The sequence below is a fragment of the Pseudomonas sp. YQ_6 genome (assembly GCF_043103245.1).
GTDB classification, from domain to species: Bacteria; Pseudomonadota; Gammaproteobacteria; order Pseudomonadales; family Pseudomonadaceae; genus Aquipseudomonas; species Aquipseudomonas alloputida.
The window spans coordinates 254,358-274,253 of sequence record NZ_JBICJR010000068.1; the positions used below are offsets into that span (position 1 = coordinate 254,358).

Consider the following 19,896-nt stretch of genomic DNA (forward strand, 5'->3'; position numbering starts at 1 on the left):
ATGCAAAGTAGAGCTGTTTCTCGGTGGGCAAAAAATGGCGGGGGTTATCGACATCTCATGGAAGGCCCCATAGGCAAACGCGATCGAGTTGTACTACGGTGAACTTGGCCCGCGGTTGCCATCATTCAAGTACCGATTGCGATCATGACCGAACCGCTATTGTCTGGAGGGAGCCCGATGGAGTCGTTGCCGGTCAAGCGGGATCTGTCCCGTGCACTGTTGGATGTACTTATTCGTGCAGGGCTGATCGCCGCACTGGCGGTCATCTGCTATGAGGTTTTCCATCCATTTATGGGGCTTATGCTTTGGGCCGTCATTCTCGCGATAACGTTCTACCCAGTGCATGGTCGTCTGCAGCAGCGGCTTGGTCTCAAGAGCGGGCATGCTGCAACGTTCATCGTGCTCGTCACGCTGTTGATACTCATGGTCCCTATATACCTGTTGGCGGTGTCCATCACCGAATCGGTCAGCGCAGGGTTGGTGTTGTTTGAAAACGGTACCTGGCACATTCCTCCCGCCAACCCTGACGTCCAATCCTGGCCATTAGTCGGGCCGCAACTGTTCACCCTGTGGCAGCAGGGCGCCATAGATGCGACCAGCCTGATGCAGCAAGTGGTGCCTCATCTCAAAGGCATTGGCATGGTGGTGCTGGGCAAGCTTGCAGGGGTGGGTACTGGCTTTTTGATGTTCATCGGTGCGCTGATCCTGTCGGGTATCGTCATGGCCTATGGCGACAGCGGGCAGCGTAACGCGGTGCGCATCGCCACGCGAATATCCGGGCTTGATCGTGGGCCTCAGATTGCCCAGCTGTGCACCGCCACCATTCGCGCCGTGGCTCAGGGTGTTGTTGGCATCGCCTTTGTGCAGATGGTGCTGGTAGGCGTCGGTTTCGTGGCCATGGGTATCCCAGGCGCGGGGCTGCTGGCGTTACTGGTGCTGTTACTGGGGATCATGCAACTGCCGGTGCTGCTGATCACCCTGCCAGTGGTGGGCTTCGTGTTCTTCACCGAAGGTGCCACGGTCGGTAGTGTGGTGTTTGCCGTATACAGCGTGCTTGCGGGCATGGCCGACAACGTGCTCAAACCATTGCTGCTCGGGCGAGGGGTGAATGTACCGATGCCGGTGATCCTGATCGGTGCTCTGGGCGGCATGGTGGCCGGGGGGGATCATCGGCCTGTTCATCGGTCCGGTGATCCTGGCCGTTGGGTACATGCTGTTCTGGCAGTGGGTGGATGACGCCCCAGACGGGGAACAGGTAGCCCGCGTCGAAATTGATTGATCAACGAAAACAGCCCGCTACAGGGCGAGCAGCGCAGACCGTGGAGCTAAAGCATGGGGTGTATTGCACAGGCAGTGCAGAGGGTGAGGGCGGTTATTGGAATAGGGGTCTTGCTACTGCCACTGTGCACCGTTGGGCTGAGTCAGGCAGCCAACGAAGTGGGGCAGCTGCCGGCCCAGGCCAAGGAACGTGAGGGCTATGCGGAAGCGACCAGTTGCCAGGTGTGCCATACCGAGCAGGCCAAACAATGGCAGCAGTCCGACCATTCCTGGGCGTTGCGCGATGTCAGCCCGGCCAACGTGCTGGGCAACTTCAATGATGTGCGCTATGACCAAGACGGGGTGAAGGCCCACTTTTACCGCAAGGGTGACAGTTTTTTCGTCAACATCGAGGGCGAAGATGGCAAACCGGCTGACTTCAAGGTGCTCTACACCTTTGGCTTCGAGCCGCTGCAGCAGTACTTGGTGGCGCTGTCGCGAGGCCGCTTGCAGGCCTTGACCCTCGCCTGGGACAGCCGGCCGGCGGGGCAGGGCGGCCAACGCTGGTTCTCGCTGTACCCTGGGCAACGCTTCGCTCCCGACGACCCTCTGCACTGGACGGGCCGTTACCAGAACTGGAACGGTATGTGCGCAGACTGCCACTCGACCCGGTTGGTCAAGCATTACGATGATGCGAAGGACAGTTTTGCCAGCACCTGGCAGGAAAAGACCGTGGGTTGCCAGGGCTGTCACGGCCCTGGCCAGGCCCATGTCGACTGGGCCAGCAAACACCCCGGTGTCTCGCCTGCTCAGGGGCTTGCGGTGGACTTCAAGGCGCTGGGCAGCAAGGGCCTGGTGGAGCAGTGTGCATACTGCCACAGCCGCCGGCAAGGGTTGGGCACTGGCCAGATGCCTGGCCATCCACAGTTGGACCAGAGCTTGCCGGCCACACTGCGCACGGGTATGTACCACGACGGCGGGCAGATCGACGGCGAAGTATATGAATACGGCTCATTCACCCAGAGCAAGATGTTCGCCGCCGGTGTCGGTTGTACCGATTGCCATAACCCCCATACCACCAAGGTGCGCATCGAAGGCAATGGGCTGTGCCTGCAATGCCATAACACCCAGCCCAACACCGCACGTTTCGCGGGCTTGCAGGCCAAGGACTATGACAACCCTGCACACCATCACCACGAGGCGGGCTCGCCAGGTGCGCAGTGCGTCAATTGCCACATGCCGAGCAAAAATTACATGGTGATCGACCCGCGGCGCGACCACAGCATTCGTATCCCGCGGCCTGACCTTGCCGACGACGGCCCGGACGCCTGCACCACTTGCCATCAGGATCAGAAGCCCGCCTGGGCCGCTAGCGCCATCGACAGTTGGTTTGCAAACCCCAAGCGCCCGTCACATTACGGGCAAGCGTTCCATGCCGTGCGCCAAGACCCGTCCACCACCTTGAGCCGCTTGGGCTACGTGTTGGCCGACAAGAGCAACCCGGCGATTGTCCGCGCCACCGCCGCCGACCAGCTGGCGGACATTGGCCCAGCTGCCGCCAGCAACCTGCGCTGGGCCTTGCAGGACAAAGACGCCGTGGTGCGTGCCTATGCGGTGTCCGGTTTTACCAGTCTGCCGGCCGAGGAGCGCCTGAAACCGCTGCTGCCACTGCTTGAAGACCCAACCCGGGCGGTGCGTGACGAGGCTGTGCGGGCGTTGGCCGATGTACCGCCAGCGCAGTTGCCGGCTGCGTTTGCGCCCCTGCTTGCCGAGTACGAACAGCGCCTGCGAAGCAACGCCGACTTGCCCGGTGGACGGCTCAACCTGGCCGTGCTGCTGCAACGCCAGGGGCGCGACGAACAGGCGATGGAAGAGTACCGCCAGGCCCTGAAGATGGACCCGTATTTCGTCCCTGCCAGGGTCAACCTGGTGACACTTGAAAGCAGCGCCCAGCGGCTGGGCGATGCCGAACAGTTGCTGCGTGATGGCGTGGCGCTGGAGAAGATGCCCCAGGCCGATCGTGGCAATCTGGCCTACATGCTGGCGCTACTACTGGTGGAGCGGAACAAACCCGATGAGGCGGTCGGCTGGATGGAACAGGCTGCCGTGGCGCTGCCGGGAAATTCACGCATCCGTTACAACCAGGGGTTGCTGCTGTCGCGGATGAACCGTCGGGATGAGGCGTTGGTGGCGTTGCGCAGCGGGTTGGAGCAAGCGCCGGAGAATGCGGATTTGCTGTACACGCTGATCTACCTGCACGCCTTGGCGGGGGAGCGTGAACAAGCGTTTCCGTATGTTCAGCGGATGCGTGAAGTGGCGCCGGAGGATCCGCGGTTGCAGGCCATCGAGCCCTATTGGAAGGAACGGCCGTGATGTGTTTGCGGTGCGATTATTTTGTTTAAGATCGCGCGCTGCGCGGGCGGCGCGCGATCTCCCAGGCGCAGGAAAAAAATCAAAAACCGATCAAAACCCTATTCTCTCTTCACGACACGCTATTGCACCCACCTCACGTGGGACTAGGATCTATCAGACCGCTAACCCACCCAAGGACCGCGCCCGTGAACACCCACGAACACGTCCAGGCCCTGGAGGCATCGGTCGCCGAAAAAGTCCTCGGTCAGGCCGAGACCATCCGCCATGTCCTGCTCGGCCTGCTCGCCAACGGCCATGTTCTGCTCGAAAGTCTGCCCGGCCTGGCCAAGACCCGCACGGTCAAGGCCCTGGCCACGCACCTTGAGGCGCAGATGCGGCGCATCCAGTTCACCCCGGACCTGCTGCCTTCGGACATCACCGGCGGGGAGATCCTGCAACAGACGCCGGAAGGCAACAAGATCAGCTTTCAGCCCGGTCCGCTGTTCGGCAACGTTATCCTCGCCGATGAAATCAACCGCGCCCCGGCCAAAGTCCAGGCGGCCTTGCTCGAAGCCATGGAAGAGCGCCAGATCACCGTGGCTGGGCAGAGCTACCCGATGCCCGGGCTTTTCATGGTGCTGGCTACCCAGAACCCGATCGAACAAGAGGGCACCTACCCGCTACCCGAGGCGCAGATGGACCGCTTCCTCATGAAGCTGCAACTCGACTACCCGCGCCCCGAGGACGAAACCCAGGTGTTGCGCCTGGTGCGGGAAGAGGACCAGGCCAGCCACGAGGCTGCCGCACAACCGGCACGGTTGGCCCAACAGGTGATTTTCGACGCCCGCCGCGAGGTGGCGCAGGTGCATGTGTCGCAGGCCATCGACCGTTACCTGATCGACCTAGTCAACGCCACGCGGCACCCGAATGACTACGACCCGGACCTGGCGCGCTGGATCAGGATCGGTGCCAGCCCGCGTGGCGGCATCAGCCTCGACCGGGTGTCGCGCGCCCACGCCTGGCTGCAAGGCCAGGACTTCGTGTCGCCCGACAACGTGCGTGCCGTTGTGCATCCGGTGCTGCGGCACCGCTTGCAGCTTTCCTATGACGCGGTCACCGATGGCGTGGCGGCCGACCAGGTCATTGACCGGTTGCTGGACAAGGTGGCGATTCCCGCCTGACGGACATGCTATGGATGCCAACAAGGTAGTTGCAGACGGCTTCGTGTATGCCTCGCTCGCCGAGCTGATGGCGCTGGAGGCTCGTGCCCGCGGCCTGAGCTTCGTTGCCCGCCAGCCGCTGTCGAGCATCCTCTCCGGCAACCACGCCTCGCGCCTGCGTGGGCGGGGGTTGAGTTTTGACGAGCTGCGCCATTACCTGCCCGGCGACGACTTGCGCCACCTCGACTGGCGGGCATCGCTGCGCTACGGCAAACCGTTCGTGCGCACCTTCACCGAGGAGCGCGACCGGCCGACCCTGGTGCTGGTGGACCAGCGCATGAGCATGTACTTCGGGTCGCAGCGTTACTTCAAATCGGTCAGCGCCGCGCAACTAGCAGCCATCTGTGCGTGGATGGCTTTTCATGCCGGTGACCGGGTCGGCGGTATGGTGTTCGACGGCCAGCAGGTGCAGTACGTCAGGCCCCTGCGCAGCCGGGCGCGGGTCGAAGCGCTGTGCAGCTCGGTGGTAAACGCCAACCACCGGTTATCGGCGTATGCCGCCGACCAGGAAAACGATGCCCAGCTGGACAAGGTGCTGCGCAGTTGCGCTGCCAGTGCAGGCCACGACCATTTGATCTGCATCATTAGCGACTTTGCCGGCATCACGCCAGACACCTTGCCGTTGCTGCGCCAGCTAAGCCAGCACAATGATGTGATCGCGATTCAGGTGTACGACCCAATTGCCCTCCAGGTGCCGGACAAGGGCCGGCTGAACGTCACCCAGGGTGCTGTGCAGGTGGAACTGGAGGTGGGGCAGCGGCGCATCAATCGGCCCTTGGGCGAGTTTCTGGCCGGGCGCCTGCAAGATGTGGCCGACCTGCTGCGTCGCAGCCAGGTACCGCTGATGCTGATCAGCACCGGCGACGACAGCCTTGATCAATTGCGTCGTGAGCTGGGGCGCTTGGCCCAGGTGCCCCGATGAACAGTACGGCACCATCCATAGACCATCTGCGCGAGCTGGCACCCGGGGTGCCGCCGTTCAGCTACTTGCCGCAGACCTGGGCCTGGCTTGCGCTCGGCATTTTGCTGCTGACGCTGGTTGGCCTGTGGGCTGCGCTGCGCTGGCGCCGCTGGCAGCGTGACCAATATCGTCGCGAGGCGCTGGCCCGGCTCGATGCGCTGGCCGCGAGCCAGGGAGAACAGCGCCTGGCCGCACTGCGCGAACTACCCGTACTGCTCAAGCGCGTTGCGTTGTCGATGCCGGCCGGGCCCACGGCTGCCAGTCTGGCCGGTGCGGCCTGGCAAACCTTTCTCGACCAGCGCGCACCACAGCCGTTGCCCGCCGACTTCGCCCAAACATTGCACACGCTTGCCTACGCGCCCGATGCCGCCCTACGCGCACTGGATGCACAGCAAGCGAGCGCGCTCTTCAGTGCCAGCCGCAGCTGGATCGAGGGGCACCATGTGGCAGTTTGATTACCCCTGGGTGTTTCTGCTGCTTCCGCTGGCGTGGCTGGCCTATCGGTTATTGGCCCCGTATCAAGAAGGCCGTAGCGCGTTGCGCGTGCCGTTTTTCGCGGCCATGAGCCGCGCTGTGGGTAAGCAGCCGGGGCAGGCGAATGGTGGCGGCGGGCGTGCGCAACTGCTGCTCAATGTGCTGGTGTGGTGTCTGCTGGTGGCGGCCTGTGCCCGGCCGGTGCTAGTGGAAAAACCCGTCCAGCGCGAACAGCCGATCCGCGATCTGATGCTGGCCATCGACATCTCCCAATCCATGGAGGCCACCGACTACAGTGATGCCGACGGCCAGAGGACCGACCGGTTGACTGCGGTCAAGGCGGTGGTGCGCGACTTCATCGCCCGGCGTAAGGACGACCGCATCGGCCTTATCGTGTTCGGCACCGGCGCCTATCCGCAGGCGCCGTTGACGCTCGATCATGCCAGTCTGTTGCTGCTGCTCGATGAGGTCGGTATCGGCATGGCCGGGCCCAACACCGCACTGGGCGATGCCATTGGCCTGACCATCAAAGCCTTGGAAAACACCAATGAGCAGGAGAAAGTGCTAATCCTTCTGACCGACGGCAATGACACTAGCAGCGCCATTACCCCCGACCACGCCGCCCGGCTGGCTCAGGCCAACGACATCGTCGTGCATACCATTGGTATCGGCGACCCCCACGCCACCGGCGATGCCAAGGTCGACCTGGCAACATTGCAGGCAATTTCGCGGACAACCGGTGGCCAGTTCTTCCGCGCTGACGACCGTCAGGCGCTGCAGCAGGTATACGCCACCCTAGACCGGCTGACCCCGCACAAGGTGCAGACCTTCAGCCATCAGCCCAAGCGCGACCTGTTCGTGTGGCCACTGGGTGTCGCGGCCGCTGCGCTGCTGGCGAGTCAGTTGCTGGCGGTGGCGTGGTCACGACGCCCGGGGATGCAGGCATGACCGTCGACCTGGCCGCCTTCCATTTCCTGCGCCCGTGGTGGCTGCTACTGATCCTGCCCGGTGTGCTGCTGCCGTTGCTATGGCTGCGGCGCCACGACCTGCGGCGGCAGTTGAATGGTGTCATCGCCCCGCACCTCGTCGAGCACCTAATGATCACCCCGTCGGACCCACGCCGACTGCGCCCGGTGCACGGGGTGGGCGCCATGCTGGTGCTGGCTGCACTGGCGGCTGCTGGGCCGACCTGGCAGCAGGACACACCGGACTTTCTCGATGACCGTGCGCCGCTGATCCTGGCGGTCGACCTGTCGCCTTCGATGGACGCCGATGACGTACCGCCCAGCCGCCTGGCTGCCGCGCGCCATACCCTGCACGACTTGGTGATGCGCCGTGGAGGGGCGCGTACCGGGCTGATCGCTTACGCCGGCAGTGCTCATCTGGTACTGCCGGCCACTGAGGATCCAGGCCTGCTCGACACGTTCATCCAGGCATTGAGCACTGACTTGATGAGCGCACCCGGCAAGGATGTATTGGGCGTGATCGACCAGGCGCTCAAGCTGTTGGATGCGGAAAAAACGCCAGGCACCCTGGTATTGCTGACCGACGGCGCCGACCCCAGCCAGTTCGACGCTATCGATAAACGCCTGAATGGCACGGCGTTGCAGGTGCTGGTGCTGGCGGTCGGCAGCCAGTCCACGGGCCCGCTGCGTACTACCCAAGGCATGCCCCGGCTGGACGCCGAGGGCCGGCCCTTGCAGGGCGACTTCGATGAGCAAGGCCTCAAGGGATTGGCCAAGGCCGCCAGCGCGCCCTTGGGCAGCCTTACACTGGGCGACGATGACCTGGACTGGATCGAACTGCACGCCCAGCGCCACTTCAAGGCCGCCAGCGCCGATGCCGGTCAGGTGCACTGGAAGGACGCCGGCTACTGGTTGTGCTGGCCGCTGTTGTTAATCGGCTTATTCAGCGTACGTCGCGGTTGGCGGGTGAACTGGTTACCTGGGTTGCTACTGGCGTTGCTACTGGGGACCGGGGCAGAGCCTGCCCGGGCCGGTGCCCTTGCCGATGCCTTCTTCACCGCAGACCAGCAAGGACGCTGGGCGTTCGAGCACGGCCATTACCCGCAAGCTGCCGCGCACTTCCACGACCCTTACTGGAAAGGCGTGGCTGCCTATCAGGCCGCGGATTTTCAGGCAGCGCTGGCCGTCCTTGGCAAACTGGACACGGCACCCGCCTGGTTCTACCAAGGCAACAGCTACGTAAGACTGTTCAAGTTCGATCAGGCCATCGCGGCTTACCAGCAGGCCATTCGCCTGCAGCCGGACTTCGCTGAAGCCAAGGCCAACCTGGCGCTGGCGCACGCGTTGCAAAAGGACTACGAGGACCAGCAGAAGGCCGGTACGCCCGACGAAAAAGCCGACAAGGTGGTCGAAGACCAGACCCCGGCCGTCGGCGGCCAGCAACAGCAGAAGAAGACGCCACAGGCGGCGTCCGACCAAGTGTGGTTGAACAACCTGACCACATCACCCGCGCAGTTTCTCAAGCGCAAGTTCTCGATACAGGAGGCCGCGCGGCATACCGCGGCCGAGGAGGCGCCATGAGCCGCCTTGCCGTGCTTTTGCTGGGCTGCCTGGCCGGGTTGGCGGGGTTGTCCAATGCTGCTGAGCCAGAGGTGCGGGTGCAGGCGCGCCTGGTACCGGACAACGCCGTCATGGTCGGTGCCACTATGACCCTCGAAGTGGACTTGCTGGTGGATACCTGGTTCACCGCGCCGCCCGAGCTGCCGGTGCTGCAGTTGCCCGGTGCAGTGGTGAACCCGCCCGGTGGCGAGGCCCAGCACTTGAACCAGCGACTCGATGGCAAAGTCTTCTTCGGCCTGCGCTACAGCTACCAGATCACCCCCACGGTGGCCCAGCCTTTCAGCATACCTGCGCTTACATTCCGTGTGCATCCAGGCCAGGGCACGGTTGCGCAGACGATACAAAGCGCGCCTTTGTCGTTCACGGTGAAAAGCCCCGGCGGTGGCGGCGGCGAGCAACGGCTGGTCGCGCAGGCGGTTGAGGTCGACCAGACTGTGGAGCGTTCGCACACCCCCTTGCGTGCAGGCGACAGCCTTACCCGCAAGGTGCATATCGTCGCCCGCGGTAGCCAGGCAATGCTCATCCCGCCGCCGACCTTCGCTGAAGTAAAGGGGCTCAAACGCTACGTGCAGACGCCCAGTGTGATTCCGCTGAGCGACGGCCGTGGGGGCACGCTGGGTGGTCAGCGCGAAGACAGTGTCACCTATGTGGTGGGTGGCGCAGGCCGCTACCAGCTACCCGCCATAGACGTGCAGTGGTGGGATGCCATCACTGGCCAGGCGCGAACGCTCACCGTGCCCGCCGTGGACCTTGAGGCAGGCGAGGGCAGCTACCAGGCGCCATTCTCGCTTCGTGAGGACTTGCGCGCGCTGGGCCAGGGGGCGCAGATCAGCATCGCCAGCCATGGTGTACTGCTGGCATTGCTGCTGTTGTTGCTGGCCGGGCTGGCTTGGGCCGCACGCGAATGGGGGATGGCCGGCTGGCAGCGGCTGCGGCGCTGGCAGGCACGCCGCCATCAGGCCTGGCTGGAGTCGCCCGGCTATGCCTGGCGACAGGCTCGGCAGCAGTGCACCAAAGAACCAGTGCGGCTGGACGCTATGTACTGCTGGCTGCGGCGTGCCACCGGGCAGCGCACGCTGTCGTCAAGTGAACATCCTGGCGACGGGCAGAACGACGTGGTTTTGCTAGCCTTCTTGCAAGAATTTTATGCCACAGGACGCTCTGAACGGCCGCCTGCCGATGCCCGCCGGCGTGTGTTGCAAAACCTGCGACAGCGGGTCGAGGCGCTGCCACCCAAGGCCCAGGGTAAACACGCGCTCAAGCAACTGAACCCCTGACCCGCGTGGTCAGCCAGGTAACTTCAGCAAGGATGGTTGACTATGCGCCATGCCCCGATTCGCAAAGCTTGCGCGCGCACTTTATTGTGTGGGCTGTTGATTTTCCCGGTTATGCAGGCACTGGCGGCCGAATCGCTGGCTTCTTGGCGCGAAGGGCAGTCGCGCGAGGCCATCGAGGCATTCGTCAGCGCCGTTACCGAGGTGGGTGGCCCTGAGTACATCGCACCCGCCGAGCGCATTGCGGTGTTCGACAACGACGGCACGTTGTGGAGCGAGCAACCGATGTACTTCGAAGTGCTGTTCGCCATGGATGAAATCAAGCGCCTGGCGCCGCAGCACCCGCAGTGGCGCGAACAGCAACCGTTCAAGGCAGTGCTGGAGAACGATCACCAGGCCCTCGGCGCCCAAGGCATGGACGGTATGATGAAAATCGTGCTGGCGACCCATGCGGGTGTGAGCAGTGAAGATTTCATCGCCCGCAGCCGTAGCTGGCTGGCCAGCGCCCGCCACCCGCGCACGGGCAAACCCTACACCGAAATGGTCTTCCAGCCGATGCTGGAACTGCTGGACTACCTGCGTGACAACGGCTTCAAGACGTTCATCGTCTCCGGCGGGGAGGTAGCGTTCATGCGCGCCTTTGCCGAAGAGGTATATGGCATCCCCCCCGAACAGGTGATCGGCACTACCTTGGGTGCATCGTTCCAGGATAAGCAAGGCATATTGAGCATCCAGCGTTTGCCCAAGCTCGTGCACAACGACGATGGTCCGGGCAAACCAGTCAGCATCGACTCGATCATTGGCCGTCGGCCAGTGCTGGCCTTTGGCAACTCTGACGGTGACTTGCAGATGTTGCAGTGGACTACGGCCGGAAAGGGCAAGCGCTTTGCGGGGCTGGTGCACCATACCGACGCCCACCGCGAGTGGGCGTATGACCGCAAGAGTTCTGTGGGCCGGCTCGACAAGGCCTTGGACCAGGCCCAGGCCAAGGGCTGGACTGTGGTCGACATGGCCAGCGATTGGCGCCGTGTTTACCCCTTTGAAACACCGCAATGATTCGAAAACCAGCCGCAGGCGCACGGTAGTTTCCGTGCTAGCAGTCGTGGACGACAGCAGTGAAGTGAAACGGAGAGCGTAGCTATGAAGTCCAGTAGAGCTTGGTTGTCAGCGGCCGCCCTCGCGGCCACGGCGACCTTTGGAATGGGGATGGCCAGTGCGGCGGAAAAGCCGAACATTCTGGTCATCTTTGGGGACGACATCGGCCAAACCAACATCAGTGCCTACGGCAAAGGTGTGGTCGGTTACCAGACACCGAACATTGACCGTATCGCCAAAGAAGGCATGATGTTCACCGACTATTACGCGGAAAACAGCTGCACCGCGGGCCGGTCTACCTTCATTACCGGCCAGACGGCGCTGCGCACCGGGTTGTCCAAGGTCGGCATGCCCGGCGTGCCGGTGGGGCTGCAGGCGCGCGATGTGACCATCGCCCAGGCACTCAAGGCCCAGGGCTATGCCACCGGGCAGTTCGGCAAGAACCACTTGGGTGACAAGGACGAATACCTGCCGACCAATCACGGTTTCGACGAGTTCTTCGGTAACCTGTATCACCTGAACGCCGAAGAGGAGCCGGAGCGCCCGTATTGGCCGAAGGATGATACCGATTTCGTCAAGGCCGCCTCACCGCGTGGGGTGATCAAATCCAGCGCCGACGGCAAGATCGAAGACACCGGTGCGCTGAACAAGAAGCGCATGGAAACCATCGACGACGAGACCACTCAGGCAGCCATCAACTTCATCGACAAACAGGTCAAGGCCAACAAACCGTTCTTCGTGTGGATGAACACCACCCGCATGCACGCCTTTACCCACGTGCGCGAGTCTATGAAAGGCCAGAGCGGCATGGTCGGCAACGAGTACGCCGACGGCATGCTGGAACATGATGGCGACGTCGGCAAACTGCTCAAGACCCTCGACGACCTGAAGGTCACCGACAACACCATCGTGGTGTATACCACCGACAACGGGCCGAACCAGTGGTCGTGGCCGGATGCCGCCACCACGCCGTTCCGCAATGAGAAGAACTCCAACTGGGAAGGTGCCTACCGAGTGCCGGCGATCGTCCGCTGGCCAGGCCACGTCAAGGCTGACACCATCTCCAGCCAGCTGATGTCTGGCCTGGACTGGTTCCCAACCCTGCTGGCCGCCGTGGGCGACACCGACATCAAGGACCGCCTGCTCAAGGGCGCCGACCTGGGAGGCAAGAACTTCAAGGTGCACCTGGATGGCTTCAACCAGCTCGACTACATCACCGGCAAAACCGACAAGAGTGCTCGCACCGAGTTCTACTACTTCAACGACGACGGCGACCTGGTGGGCATGCGCTACGGTGACTGGAAGCTGGTGTTCGCCGAGCAACGCGCTCCGGGTGGCTTTAAGGTCTGGAGCGAACCGTTCACCCCGCTGCGGGTACCGAAACTGTTCAACCTACGCATGGACCCGTATGAGCGGGCCGATGTGGTATCTGATCAGTACTACGACTGGGTGGCGAAAAACGACTACCTGATCTTCAATGGTGTGCAGAAAGCAGCGAAGTTCCTGCAGACCTTTGTCGATTACCCGCCGAGCCAACGCCCCGCCAGTTTCAGCATCGACCAGATTCGTGCTGACGTGGACAAGAAGATCGAAGAGAAAATGAAAAAGCAGTGAGTAACGCTTCGGGAGCTGAATAGGCAGATTCCTGAACAGCTGGCGTAACTTCTGTGGGAGCGGATTCATCCGCGAGCATCAGCGAAGCTGGTGCCTGGCTCTGCGGTGTCTGATTCGCGGGTAAATCCGCTCCCACAGTCCAATCATCGGACAAGGCATTCACGCATGGCATCATCTGCAGCATCCTCCGCTGTCTCGCATGCACCGCGCACCAATTCTCGACTGCTGCTGGCCCTACCTGCCACGCTGCTGTTCCTCTCCGGCGCTGCCGGCCTCGTTTACCAAGTACTGTGGATCAAACAATTGTCTCTGGTGGTAGGCGTAGAAGTGCACGCCGTGGCCACCGGCATCAGTGCATTTTTCGCCGGGCTCGCTGTAGGCGGGTTGCTGTTCGGGCGCTGGGCTGACCGATTGCAACGCCCGGTACGCTTGTACGTGTTCCTGGAACTGGCCGTGGCGGTGCTGGGGTTGGGCTCCACCCTGGGCCTGGCCCACGCCGCCGGGCCCTTCGCCCGGCTGGAAGCCAGTGCCGGCCTGTTGGCCTGGGTGTTGCCCTTTGTGCTGGTGGGTGTACCCGCGTTGCTCATGGGCGGCACCTTGCCCGTGCTGGTTCGCGCGCTGGCGCCTGCCAGCGGGCAACTGGCGGAGGCGGGCGGTCGTTTGTACGCGGCCAATACCGCAGGCGCCATTGCCGGTACCTTGCTGGCCGCCTTTGTGCTATTGCCGCGCCTTGGCGTGAGCGGCAGCGCCTGCGCCGCAGCCAGTCTGAACCTGCTGGCTGCACTGGGCGCCTGGTTGGCGCGCCGGCGTGACACTGCGTTAACGCCGCCAGCCCAGGCAACCTCAATGCCGCGCTCGGCGCAGGCCCGCCTGGCCATCAGCCTGTACTGCGTGGCCGGGGGCGTGGCGTTGGGCTACGAAGTGGTTTGGAGCCAGTCGATCGTACCGTTCATGAGCACCCGGGCGTTTGCCTTTGCCGTGGTGCTGGCCACCTACCTGGGCGGCCTGCTGGCCGGCAGTGCGCTGTATGCCCGGCGCGCCGACCGCATTCGTGACCCGTGGGGCTTGTTCGGCCTCTTGATCGCCGTCGCCGGCCTGCTTGCAATGCTGCAACTCGCCGGGCTGGGGCGCTGGCTGGTGTTAGCGCAGACCCAGGCCGAATTGTTTGCCCTGCAGCTGACCGGCAGTGAACTGGCCGGCATGTGCGCCCGGTTTGCCGTGGCAGCCCTGTGCATGGTGTTTTTGCCCACCACTTTCCTCGGCGCTGCGTTTCCGCTGGCGTTGCGGCTGGCGGTGGACAGCGGCCACGTGGGCCGGGATGTCGGTGCGGTGGTGGCGCTCAACACCTTGGGCGGTATCGTCGGCGTGCTGCTCACCGGGTTCGTGTTGGTGCCGCACTTGGGCCTGGTGCGTGCCTTGGGTGTACTGGCCAGCGTAGCGGCAGTTGTCGGCCTGGTAGCCGCCTGGCGAGGGCAGGGCGTACGGCGCCCGGCGAGTGTTGCGGTAGGCCTGGTGGCGTTGGCGACCGTGCTGGTAGCGCTGCTGACGCCACCGCAACAATTGGCTGGCCTGCTGCCAGGGGCGCGCAACGGACAGTTGACTTACTACCATGAGGGCAAGGGCGGCACGGTGGCGGTGGTGACCCAGGGGCGTGAGGGTCAGACCTTCAGCCGGCTTTACATCCAGGGCGTTTCCAATACCGGCGATGCCATGCCGTCACTGCGCTATATGCGGCTGCAGGCTTTACTGCCGTTGTTGATCCACAACGGTGAACCCCGTTCGGCGCTAGTGATCGGGTTTGGCACCGGTATCACCGCAGGGGCGATGTTGCGCTACCCGGGCCTAAACCGTCCGGTGGTGGCCGAACTACTGCCCGAAGTCCTGCAAGCCGCACCTCATTTCAAAGGCAACTACGCCGCCGTTGTCGACCCGCGCTTGGACATTCGCCTGCGCGACGGCCGTCGTGAACTCTTGCGCAGCGAAGAACGATACGACCTGGTGACCCTGGAGCCGCCACCGCCTTCAGCTGCGGGCGTGGTCAATTTGTACTCCCGCGATTTTTACCAACTGGCTGCCGCCCGTTTGCAGCACGGTGGCCTGATGGCGCAATGGCTGCCCCTGCCGACCCAAAACGATGAAGACAGCCGTTCGCTGGTGCGCAGCTTCATTGACGTGTTCCCCCATGCCAGCCTATGGACCACCGAGTTTCACGAAATGCTGCTGATCGGTTCGCTGCAGCCGCTGCAACTGGATGTGCCGCGCATTCGCCAGCGCCTGGCGCAGGTGCCGGTGGCTGAGGCGCTTGCCGAGGTGGGCATCGACTCGCCGCAGGCCTTGCTGGCCACCTGGGTCACCGACCGTGCCGGGTTGCAGCGTTACGCCGCCGATGCCCTGCCGGTGACCGACGATCAGCCGCGCATCGAGTATGCCCCGTGGGTGCGCCCGCGAGAAATCACTCGCGTGCTGCCGACCTTGCTGGCCTTGCGCGTTGCTCCGCCGCTGCAAGGTGGCGAGCCTGGTTTTGCTATTGCTGTGAATGACCAGTGGCGTAGCCTGGCGCGGTTCTACAGCCTCAGCTTGCACGCCTACAACGGGAACCGCCAGGCGTGGTCGAACGAGGCCCGCGAACTGGCGCGCAGCGATGGCAACAACCCTTACTATCGCTGGTTCCTGGGACGCGGCACTGGCCAGTGAAGCGGTGCTATCACTACAGAGTTACCGGCCGGGGAGTGTGCAATGAATCGTTTTCTGACTGTGCTACTCATGCTATGTGCATTGCTACCAGTGGCGGGGCAGGGCAACGACGCGACGGGTAGCGCCACCGACGGCGTGCCGGGCGAGCCGGCCGAATTGCGTATTGCCAACCGCAGCGTGTTCACCTTCAATGCCACGCTGCTCGGCGAGACGCCCGCTGCCCGGGTGCACCGAGCCACGACGGTGATCGAAGACACCTTGCGCGGCACCGATGAGTTGTACGTAAGCATTGACCCGATCCTTAACAGCCACCTGGTGTTGCTGGGCGGGCGCCGAGCGTTCATCGTCGCGCCGCAGGATCTGGGCGTGGAGGGCGGGGATACCCGCTTGGCCGCCGAGAGGGCTGCCGCCACCCTGCGCCAGGTGGTGGATGAAACGCGTGAAGCGCGCAGCCTGCGCTTCTTGCTCAAGGCATTGGGTTTTTCTGCCGCTGCCACACTGTTGTTCGTGGTGCTGATAAAGGGCGCCAACTTTGGCCGGCGCAAGTTGCGCGGGCGCCTCCCACAATTGATGCGAGACCGTGCGCGGCAGATCAAGGTCGGCCACATGCCGCTGTTTGACATGCAGTACGTATACTTCCTGATCGACCGCCTACTGAGGTTAATTTACTGGGCGTTCGTGCTGCTGCTGAGCTACCAGTGGCTGAGCTTCGTGCTGTCCCAATTTCCCTACACCCGGCCGTGGGGAGAGAGCCTCAACCTGCACCTGCTCGACCTGCTGCGGTACTTGGTTACGGGCATCCTGCATGCGATCCCAGGCCTTGCAGTGGCGGTCATGATTTTCTTCATCGCCCGCGGAATAAGCGGTTTCAGCAAGCGTTTGCTGGAGCGCATGGCCCGTCCTGGTACGCTCAAATGGTTGACGGAAGAAACCCTCCAGCCCACCACTCGACTCACGTCATTGGCTATCTGGCTGTTTGCCTTGGTGATGGCCTACCCGTATTTGCCAGGTTCTGGCACCGACGCGTTCAAGGGCCTGTCGGTGCTAGTAGGGCTGATGATTTCGCTGGGTGCCTCCAGCGTGGTCGGGCAGGCGGCAGCGGGGCTGATCCTGACATACTCACGCACACTCAAGGCCGGCGAGTACGTACGGGTAGGCGACAACGAAGGCACGGTGACCGAGGTGGGCATGTTCAACACCACTATACGCACTGGCCTGGGCGAGGTACTGACGTTACCAAACTCAATGATTACTGGATCGGTGACACGCAACTACTCGCGGGTGGTGCAAGGCCAGGGTTACATCGTCGACACCGTGGTGACAATCGGTTATGACACCCCGTGGCGACAGGTGGAGGCGATGCTGCTACAAGCGGCCGAGCGTACTGACGGCATTTTGCAGACCCCGCGACCGCAGGTGTTCCAGACCGGGCTTTCAGATTTCTACCCTGAATATCGCCTGGTAGCGCAGGCGGTTCCGAGTGAGCCACGCCCAAGGGCGGAGCTGCTGAGCCTGCTGCACGCTAATATCCAGGACGTGTTTAATGACTACGGTGTGCAGATCATGTCGCCGCATTACCTAGGCGATCCAGCGAAAGAAAAATGGGTACCTCGCGAGCACTGGTACACCACGCCGGCGCAGGATCCCAGCAGAACCGAAAAGGATATCCAGTGATCTTCAGAACGAGGCGAATATCGAATCACCACAGGCTATTGATGCTGCAGGGTGGGCCTGTCCTGTGGCAGCGGACGCCAAGAAGCTGGTTACTGAGCCAACTGCCTTGAGTCTTTTGCGTATTCGTTCGGTAATCCTCCCGTTAGGTAGGCGTCCGCACATACTCGTTCATTAGGTCCAATGTCCCCCGGCCACCTCGTCTCAGGCAGGCTACTAGCGATAGCCAAGGTACATCGGTTAACGTTACTTGATCATGTGGAAGGGCCCGTACTTCTCCAGCAGTAGTGCCGGCCGGCCCTCCATCAGGCAAATAGATCAATAGCCACTTTTCGTGGCTCTCTAGTACCAAACCAAAGCGGAAGCCTTCACCTTCAGCAATGAGTCCCACTTTAGCGCCTTCCATATTTTCAAGACCGGCAAAGCGGGCTGTTGCATCTTTTATTAGTTGATAGCCAGGAAGGTTGCTCAGAATCCGATCTTCAAGAGCACCTAAAATACGTTCAGCTATTGTGGTTTTTGCGAGTAAGCCCGCGATAAAGCAGATTAGGGCCAGCGCAAGCAAAGCAAGGAGGGTTAAAGAAGTTCCTCCTACAAGGGTGTGGCCTGAGAAGAGAGGCATCACTTTTTGGATCAGTGGCCTCAGAATATGAATCGCCTTTTCTACCAGAATGATAACTATCAGCAGGGGGAGGATAAATAACACGCCGCCCGCAATCGTGGTTTTTACGAATTTGTACATACAGCCTCCACAGAGTTCAAAGCTGTGCTTGGGTACGAATAAGTCGGGCTTGCGCTAGTGCCACGCAAAGACTAGGCTTCAAAGGTCATACCTGAAAGCTCCCTTGGATGCTCCTCCTTTATGCGGCCTCTCGTAGGCCGCTTTTTTATGTGTAATACATTCGTCTTGAATGTTGCCCTGCTAGAGCCTACTACTCGATAGTTTACCGTCATTTCTGGAGCCTAGTCTTGTCACCATGCCGACGTCTGTGCTCCAAGGGTGTCATCTCGAACCAGCGCAAATGAGCACGGCAAAAGGAAGTTGTTCGACGGTAGCCCAACTCGTTTGAAATTTGGCCGACTGAAAGATTAGTTTTCTGAAGCATTTGTTCAGCCTGGCACCGCCGAATCCGGTCTAAGCATTCTTCAAAGTCGATAGCTTCGCTAGCAAGCCGTCGCTGAAGTGTGCGGGGATGTAACTGCAAAGCCAGCGCAACCTGCTCCAGCGTAGAGCGCTGGGATGGTAATAAGATTTTGATATATTCTTCCACTTGTGCTTTCAGTCCGGTTGCGGGGGACGCACGAAGCTCAAGAAAATAACGCACCATTTCATGTAGTTCGGCATCGCGTTTGACGCTTACCTCATTGAGTACGTCAGATGCCATGATGAGGCAATTGTTGCACTGCTCAAAAAAAACCGGGCAGCCAAAATAGGTTGAGTATCTACCTGCATCACCTAGCGGCCGATGTCGAAAACTCAGTGAGAGAGGTTTTAACTTAGTGCCGCGTAATTCGCCAATCAACAACCAGGCAGCTACCACCCATTTCTCGAGGGCATGAGGGCTGAGAGGTTGAGCGGCTTTCGACGGTTCAAATTGCAGTACAGCTTGCCCAGCGCGGTGGTCTAACCGAAAATAGACCAGAGGATCGTAATGACGCATGTATCGAATGATTGCCACCAGTGCGTGTCCGACAGTGGGGGCCGAGGTAGCAAGAAATCGTAAAGGCCCGTCTAACGGTGCGCCTTGCATTGTAGGCAGGCCGCAATTCAAATAGGGCAGCCCCAGCGTCTGTACATCGTATTTAAATATCTGTAGGGGCTTACCATTAAAAGACTCGCTTTCGTCATTTCTGCCAAATATTGCCAAAGGGTTCTGAGATAAAGCGACGTCGTTGGTTTTACTAAGACTGGCTCTAGCAGTTAATTTAACATTGTCTTCATCGCGAATGCTTTCCATGGTTTCGCGCCTATAAATTATATCGGTTAATTGAAAACGCCCCATCTGTGTTCTAAATGGGGCGCTTGCGATTATTTCTTGAGCGCTTGGAACGAGCTGACCATGTCCTTGGCCCAGCCATCCAGAACTGCCTTCGCATCCTTGGCCTGCATGACTTGTGATGAGTTGTCCAACTCTGCGCCTGCCCCTTTACGTACGACCTCTGCCACCACTTGGTTGGTTTCGCCATCCAAGAAAGCTGCCTCAGTAGCAATGGATGTATCCTGGTCACGGATGCCAGTGGCCGTACTGATGCCAGCGGCTACCAAGGCAATCGGGATAACTTCATAAGGTCGCAGGCTTTTTGTCTTGGCACTTACAGCGGTGATCGCCGGTCGTACCACCAGAACCCCGGGGCCAGGGCTTGTTGCCAAAGGCAGCGCTTGAGAGAAATGGTTCTTGAGCGTCTGATCGTAGTATTGGGTTATTCCCTGCAGCGTCGATTGCGGAATTTTTTCAGTGGGCTGTGGCTTTGGGTAAAACTGGCTGGGCTCCAGGTACACGCTTGTGTAGCGTTTTGCATCTACTCCCGGTTTGATCCAGCGCATAACCGCCGCCCCTGACGGCGATTTATCTTCCTTTAAGGCGCTGTAGTCTTTGAGGAAGCCTGAATATTGATCGGCTTCCACATATTTGCTCGCGCAGCCATGCAGCATTAGCGTGGCGAGGCAAAGACTTGCGGCCAATACCTTGGTTTTCATG

General features: G+C 61.4%; 14 protein-coding genes and 1 pseudogene. 12 read left to right on the top strand and 3 right to left on the bottom strand.

The window, feature by feature from the left end; translation table 11 throughout:
• Positions 1-177 precede the first annotated feature (177 nt).
• The 12 genes and pseudogenes from ACF8FG_RS24230 to ACF8FG_RS24285 all read left to right on the top strand — a co-directional run bounded on the left by ACF8FG_RS24230 (position 178) and on the right by ACF8FG_RS24285 (position 17,200).
• A pseudogene (locus tag ACF8FG_RS24230) lies at positions 178-1,279 on the top strand (AI-2E family transporter).
• Positions 1,280-1,332: 53 nt separating this feature from the next.
• The gene (locus ACF8FG_RS24235; RefSeq protein ID WP_392519292.1) at positions 1,333-3,630 is read left to right on the top strand and encodes a tetratricopeptide repeat protein; all 2,298 of its coding nucleotides are present in this window, start codon (positions 1,333-1,335) and stop codon (positions 3,628-3,630) included.
• Between the two features lie 185 nt (positions 3,631-3,815).
• Positions 3,816-4,790, top strand: coding sequence for a MoxR family ATPase (locus ACF8FG_RS24240; RefSeq protein ID WP_060484343.1), 975 nt, complete (start codon positions 3,816-3,818; stop codon positions 4,788-4,790).
• A 10-nt stretch (positions 4,791-4,800) separates the two neighbouring features.
• Positions 4,801-5,751, top strand: a complete 951-nt coding sequence (locus tag ACF8FG_RS24245; protein WP_392519294.1) for a DUF58 domain-containing protein — start codon at positions 4,801-4,803, stop codon at positions 5,749-5,751.
• A complete protein-coding gene (locus ACF8FG_RS24250) occupies positions 5,748-6,245 on the top strand; it encodes a DUF4381 domain-containing protein (protein WP_060484345.1) in 498 nt (165 codons plus the stop codon). Before ACF8FG_RS24245 ends, ACF8FG_RS24250 begins: the two co-directional genes overlap by 4 nt.
• The gene (locus ACF8FG_RS24255) at positions 6,232-7,212 is read left to right on the top strand and encodes a vWA domain-containing protein (RefSeq protein ID WP_392519296.1); all 981 of its coding nucleotides are present in this window, start codon (positions 6,232-6,234) and stop codon (positions 7,210-7,212) included. Before ACF8FG_RS24250 ends, ACF8FG_RS24255 begins: the two co-directional genes overlap by 14 nt.
• Positions 7,209-8,810, top strand: coding sequence for a VWA domain-containing protein (locus ACF8FG_RS24260; protein WP_197862791.1), 1,602 nt, complete (start codon positions 7,209-7,211; stop codon positions 8,808-8,810). Before ACF8FG_RS24255 ends, ACF8FG_RS24260 begins: the two co-directional genes overlap by 4 nt.
• Positions 8,807-10,126: a hypothetical protein gene (locus ACF8FG_RS24265; protein ID WP_392519297.1), complete on the top strand. Its 1,320-nt coding sequence runs from the start codon at positions 8,807-8,809 to the stop codon at positions 10,124-10,126. Before ACF8FG_RS24260 ends, ACF8FG_RS24265 begins: the two co-directional genes overlap by 4 nt.
• 111 nt (positions 10,127-10,237) lie before the next feature.
• Positions 10,238-11,179 (top strand): HAD family hydrolase, encoded by a 942-nt coding sequence (locus tag ACF8FG_RS24270; protein WP_392519320.1) that lies wholly within the window; start codon positions 10,238-10,240, stop codon positions 11,177-11,179.
• Positions 11,180-11,263: 84 nt separating this feature from the next.
• On the top strand, positions 11,264-12,832 hold the full coding sequence (locus ACF8FG_RS24275) for an arylsulfatase (RefSeq protein ID WP_392519298.1): 1,569 nt from the start codon (positions 11,264-11,266) through the stop codon (positions 12,830-12,832).
• 165 nt (positions 12,833-12,997) lie between these two features.
• Positions 12,998-15,526: a fused MFS/spermidine synthase gene (locus ACF8FG_RS24280; protein WP_392519299.1), complete on the top strand. Its 2,529-nt coding sequence runs from the start codon at positions 12,998-13,000 to the stop codon at positions 15,524-15,526.
• 42 nt (positions 15,527-15,568) lie between these two features.
• A complete protein-coding gene (locus tag ACF8FG_RS24285) occupies positions 15,569-17,200 on the top strand; it encodes a mechanosensitive ion channel domain-containing protein (RefSeq protein ID WP_082435024.1) in 1,632 nt (543 codons plus the stop codon).
• Between the two features lie 142 nt (positions 17,201-17,342).
• Here the strand turns inward: ACF8FG_RS24285 and ACF8FG_RS24290 are convergent, their stop codons facing one another.
• The 3 genes from ACF8FG_RS24290 to ACF8FG_RS24300 all read right to left on the bottom strand — a co-directional run bounded on the left by ACF8FG_RS24290 (position 17,343) and on the right by ACF8FG_RS24300 (position 19,895).
• Complete coding sequence (locus ACF8FG_RS24290) at positions 17,343-17,939, bottom strand: hypothetical protein (RefSeq protein ID WP_197862797.1); 597 nt, start codon at positions 17,937-17,939, stop codon at positions 17,343-17,345.
• 208 nt (positions 17,940-18,147) lie between these two features.
• A complete protein-coding gene (locus tag ACF8FG_RS24295) occupies positions 18,148-19,155 on the bottom strand; it encodes an AraC family transcriptional regulator ligand-binding domain-containing protein (RefSeq protein WP_392519300.1) in 1,008 nt (335 codons plus the stop codon).
• Positions 19,156-19,226: 71 nt separating this feature from the next.
• Positions 19,227-19,895, bottom strand: coding sequence for a DUF3313 domain-containing protein (locus ACF8FG_RS24300; protein ID WP_392519302.1), 669 nt, complete (start codon positions 19,893-19,895; stop codon positions 19,227-19,229).
• Position 19,896: the final 1 nt, after the last annotated feature.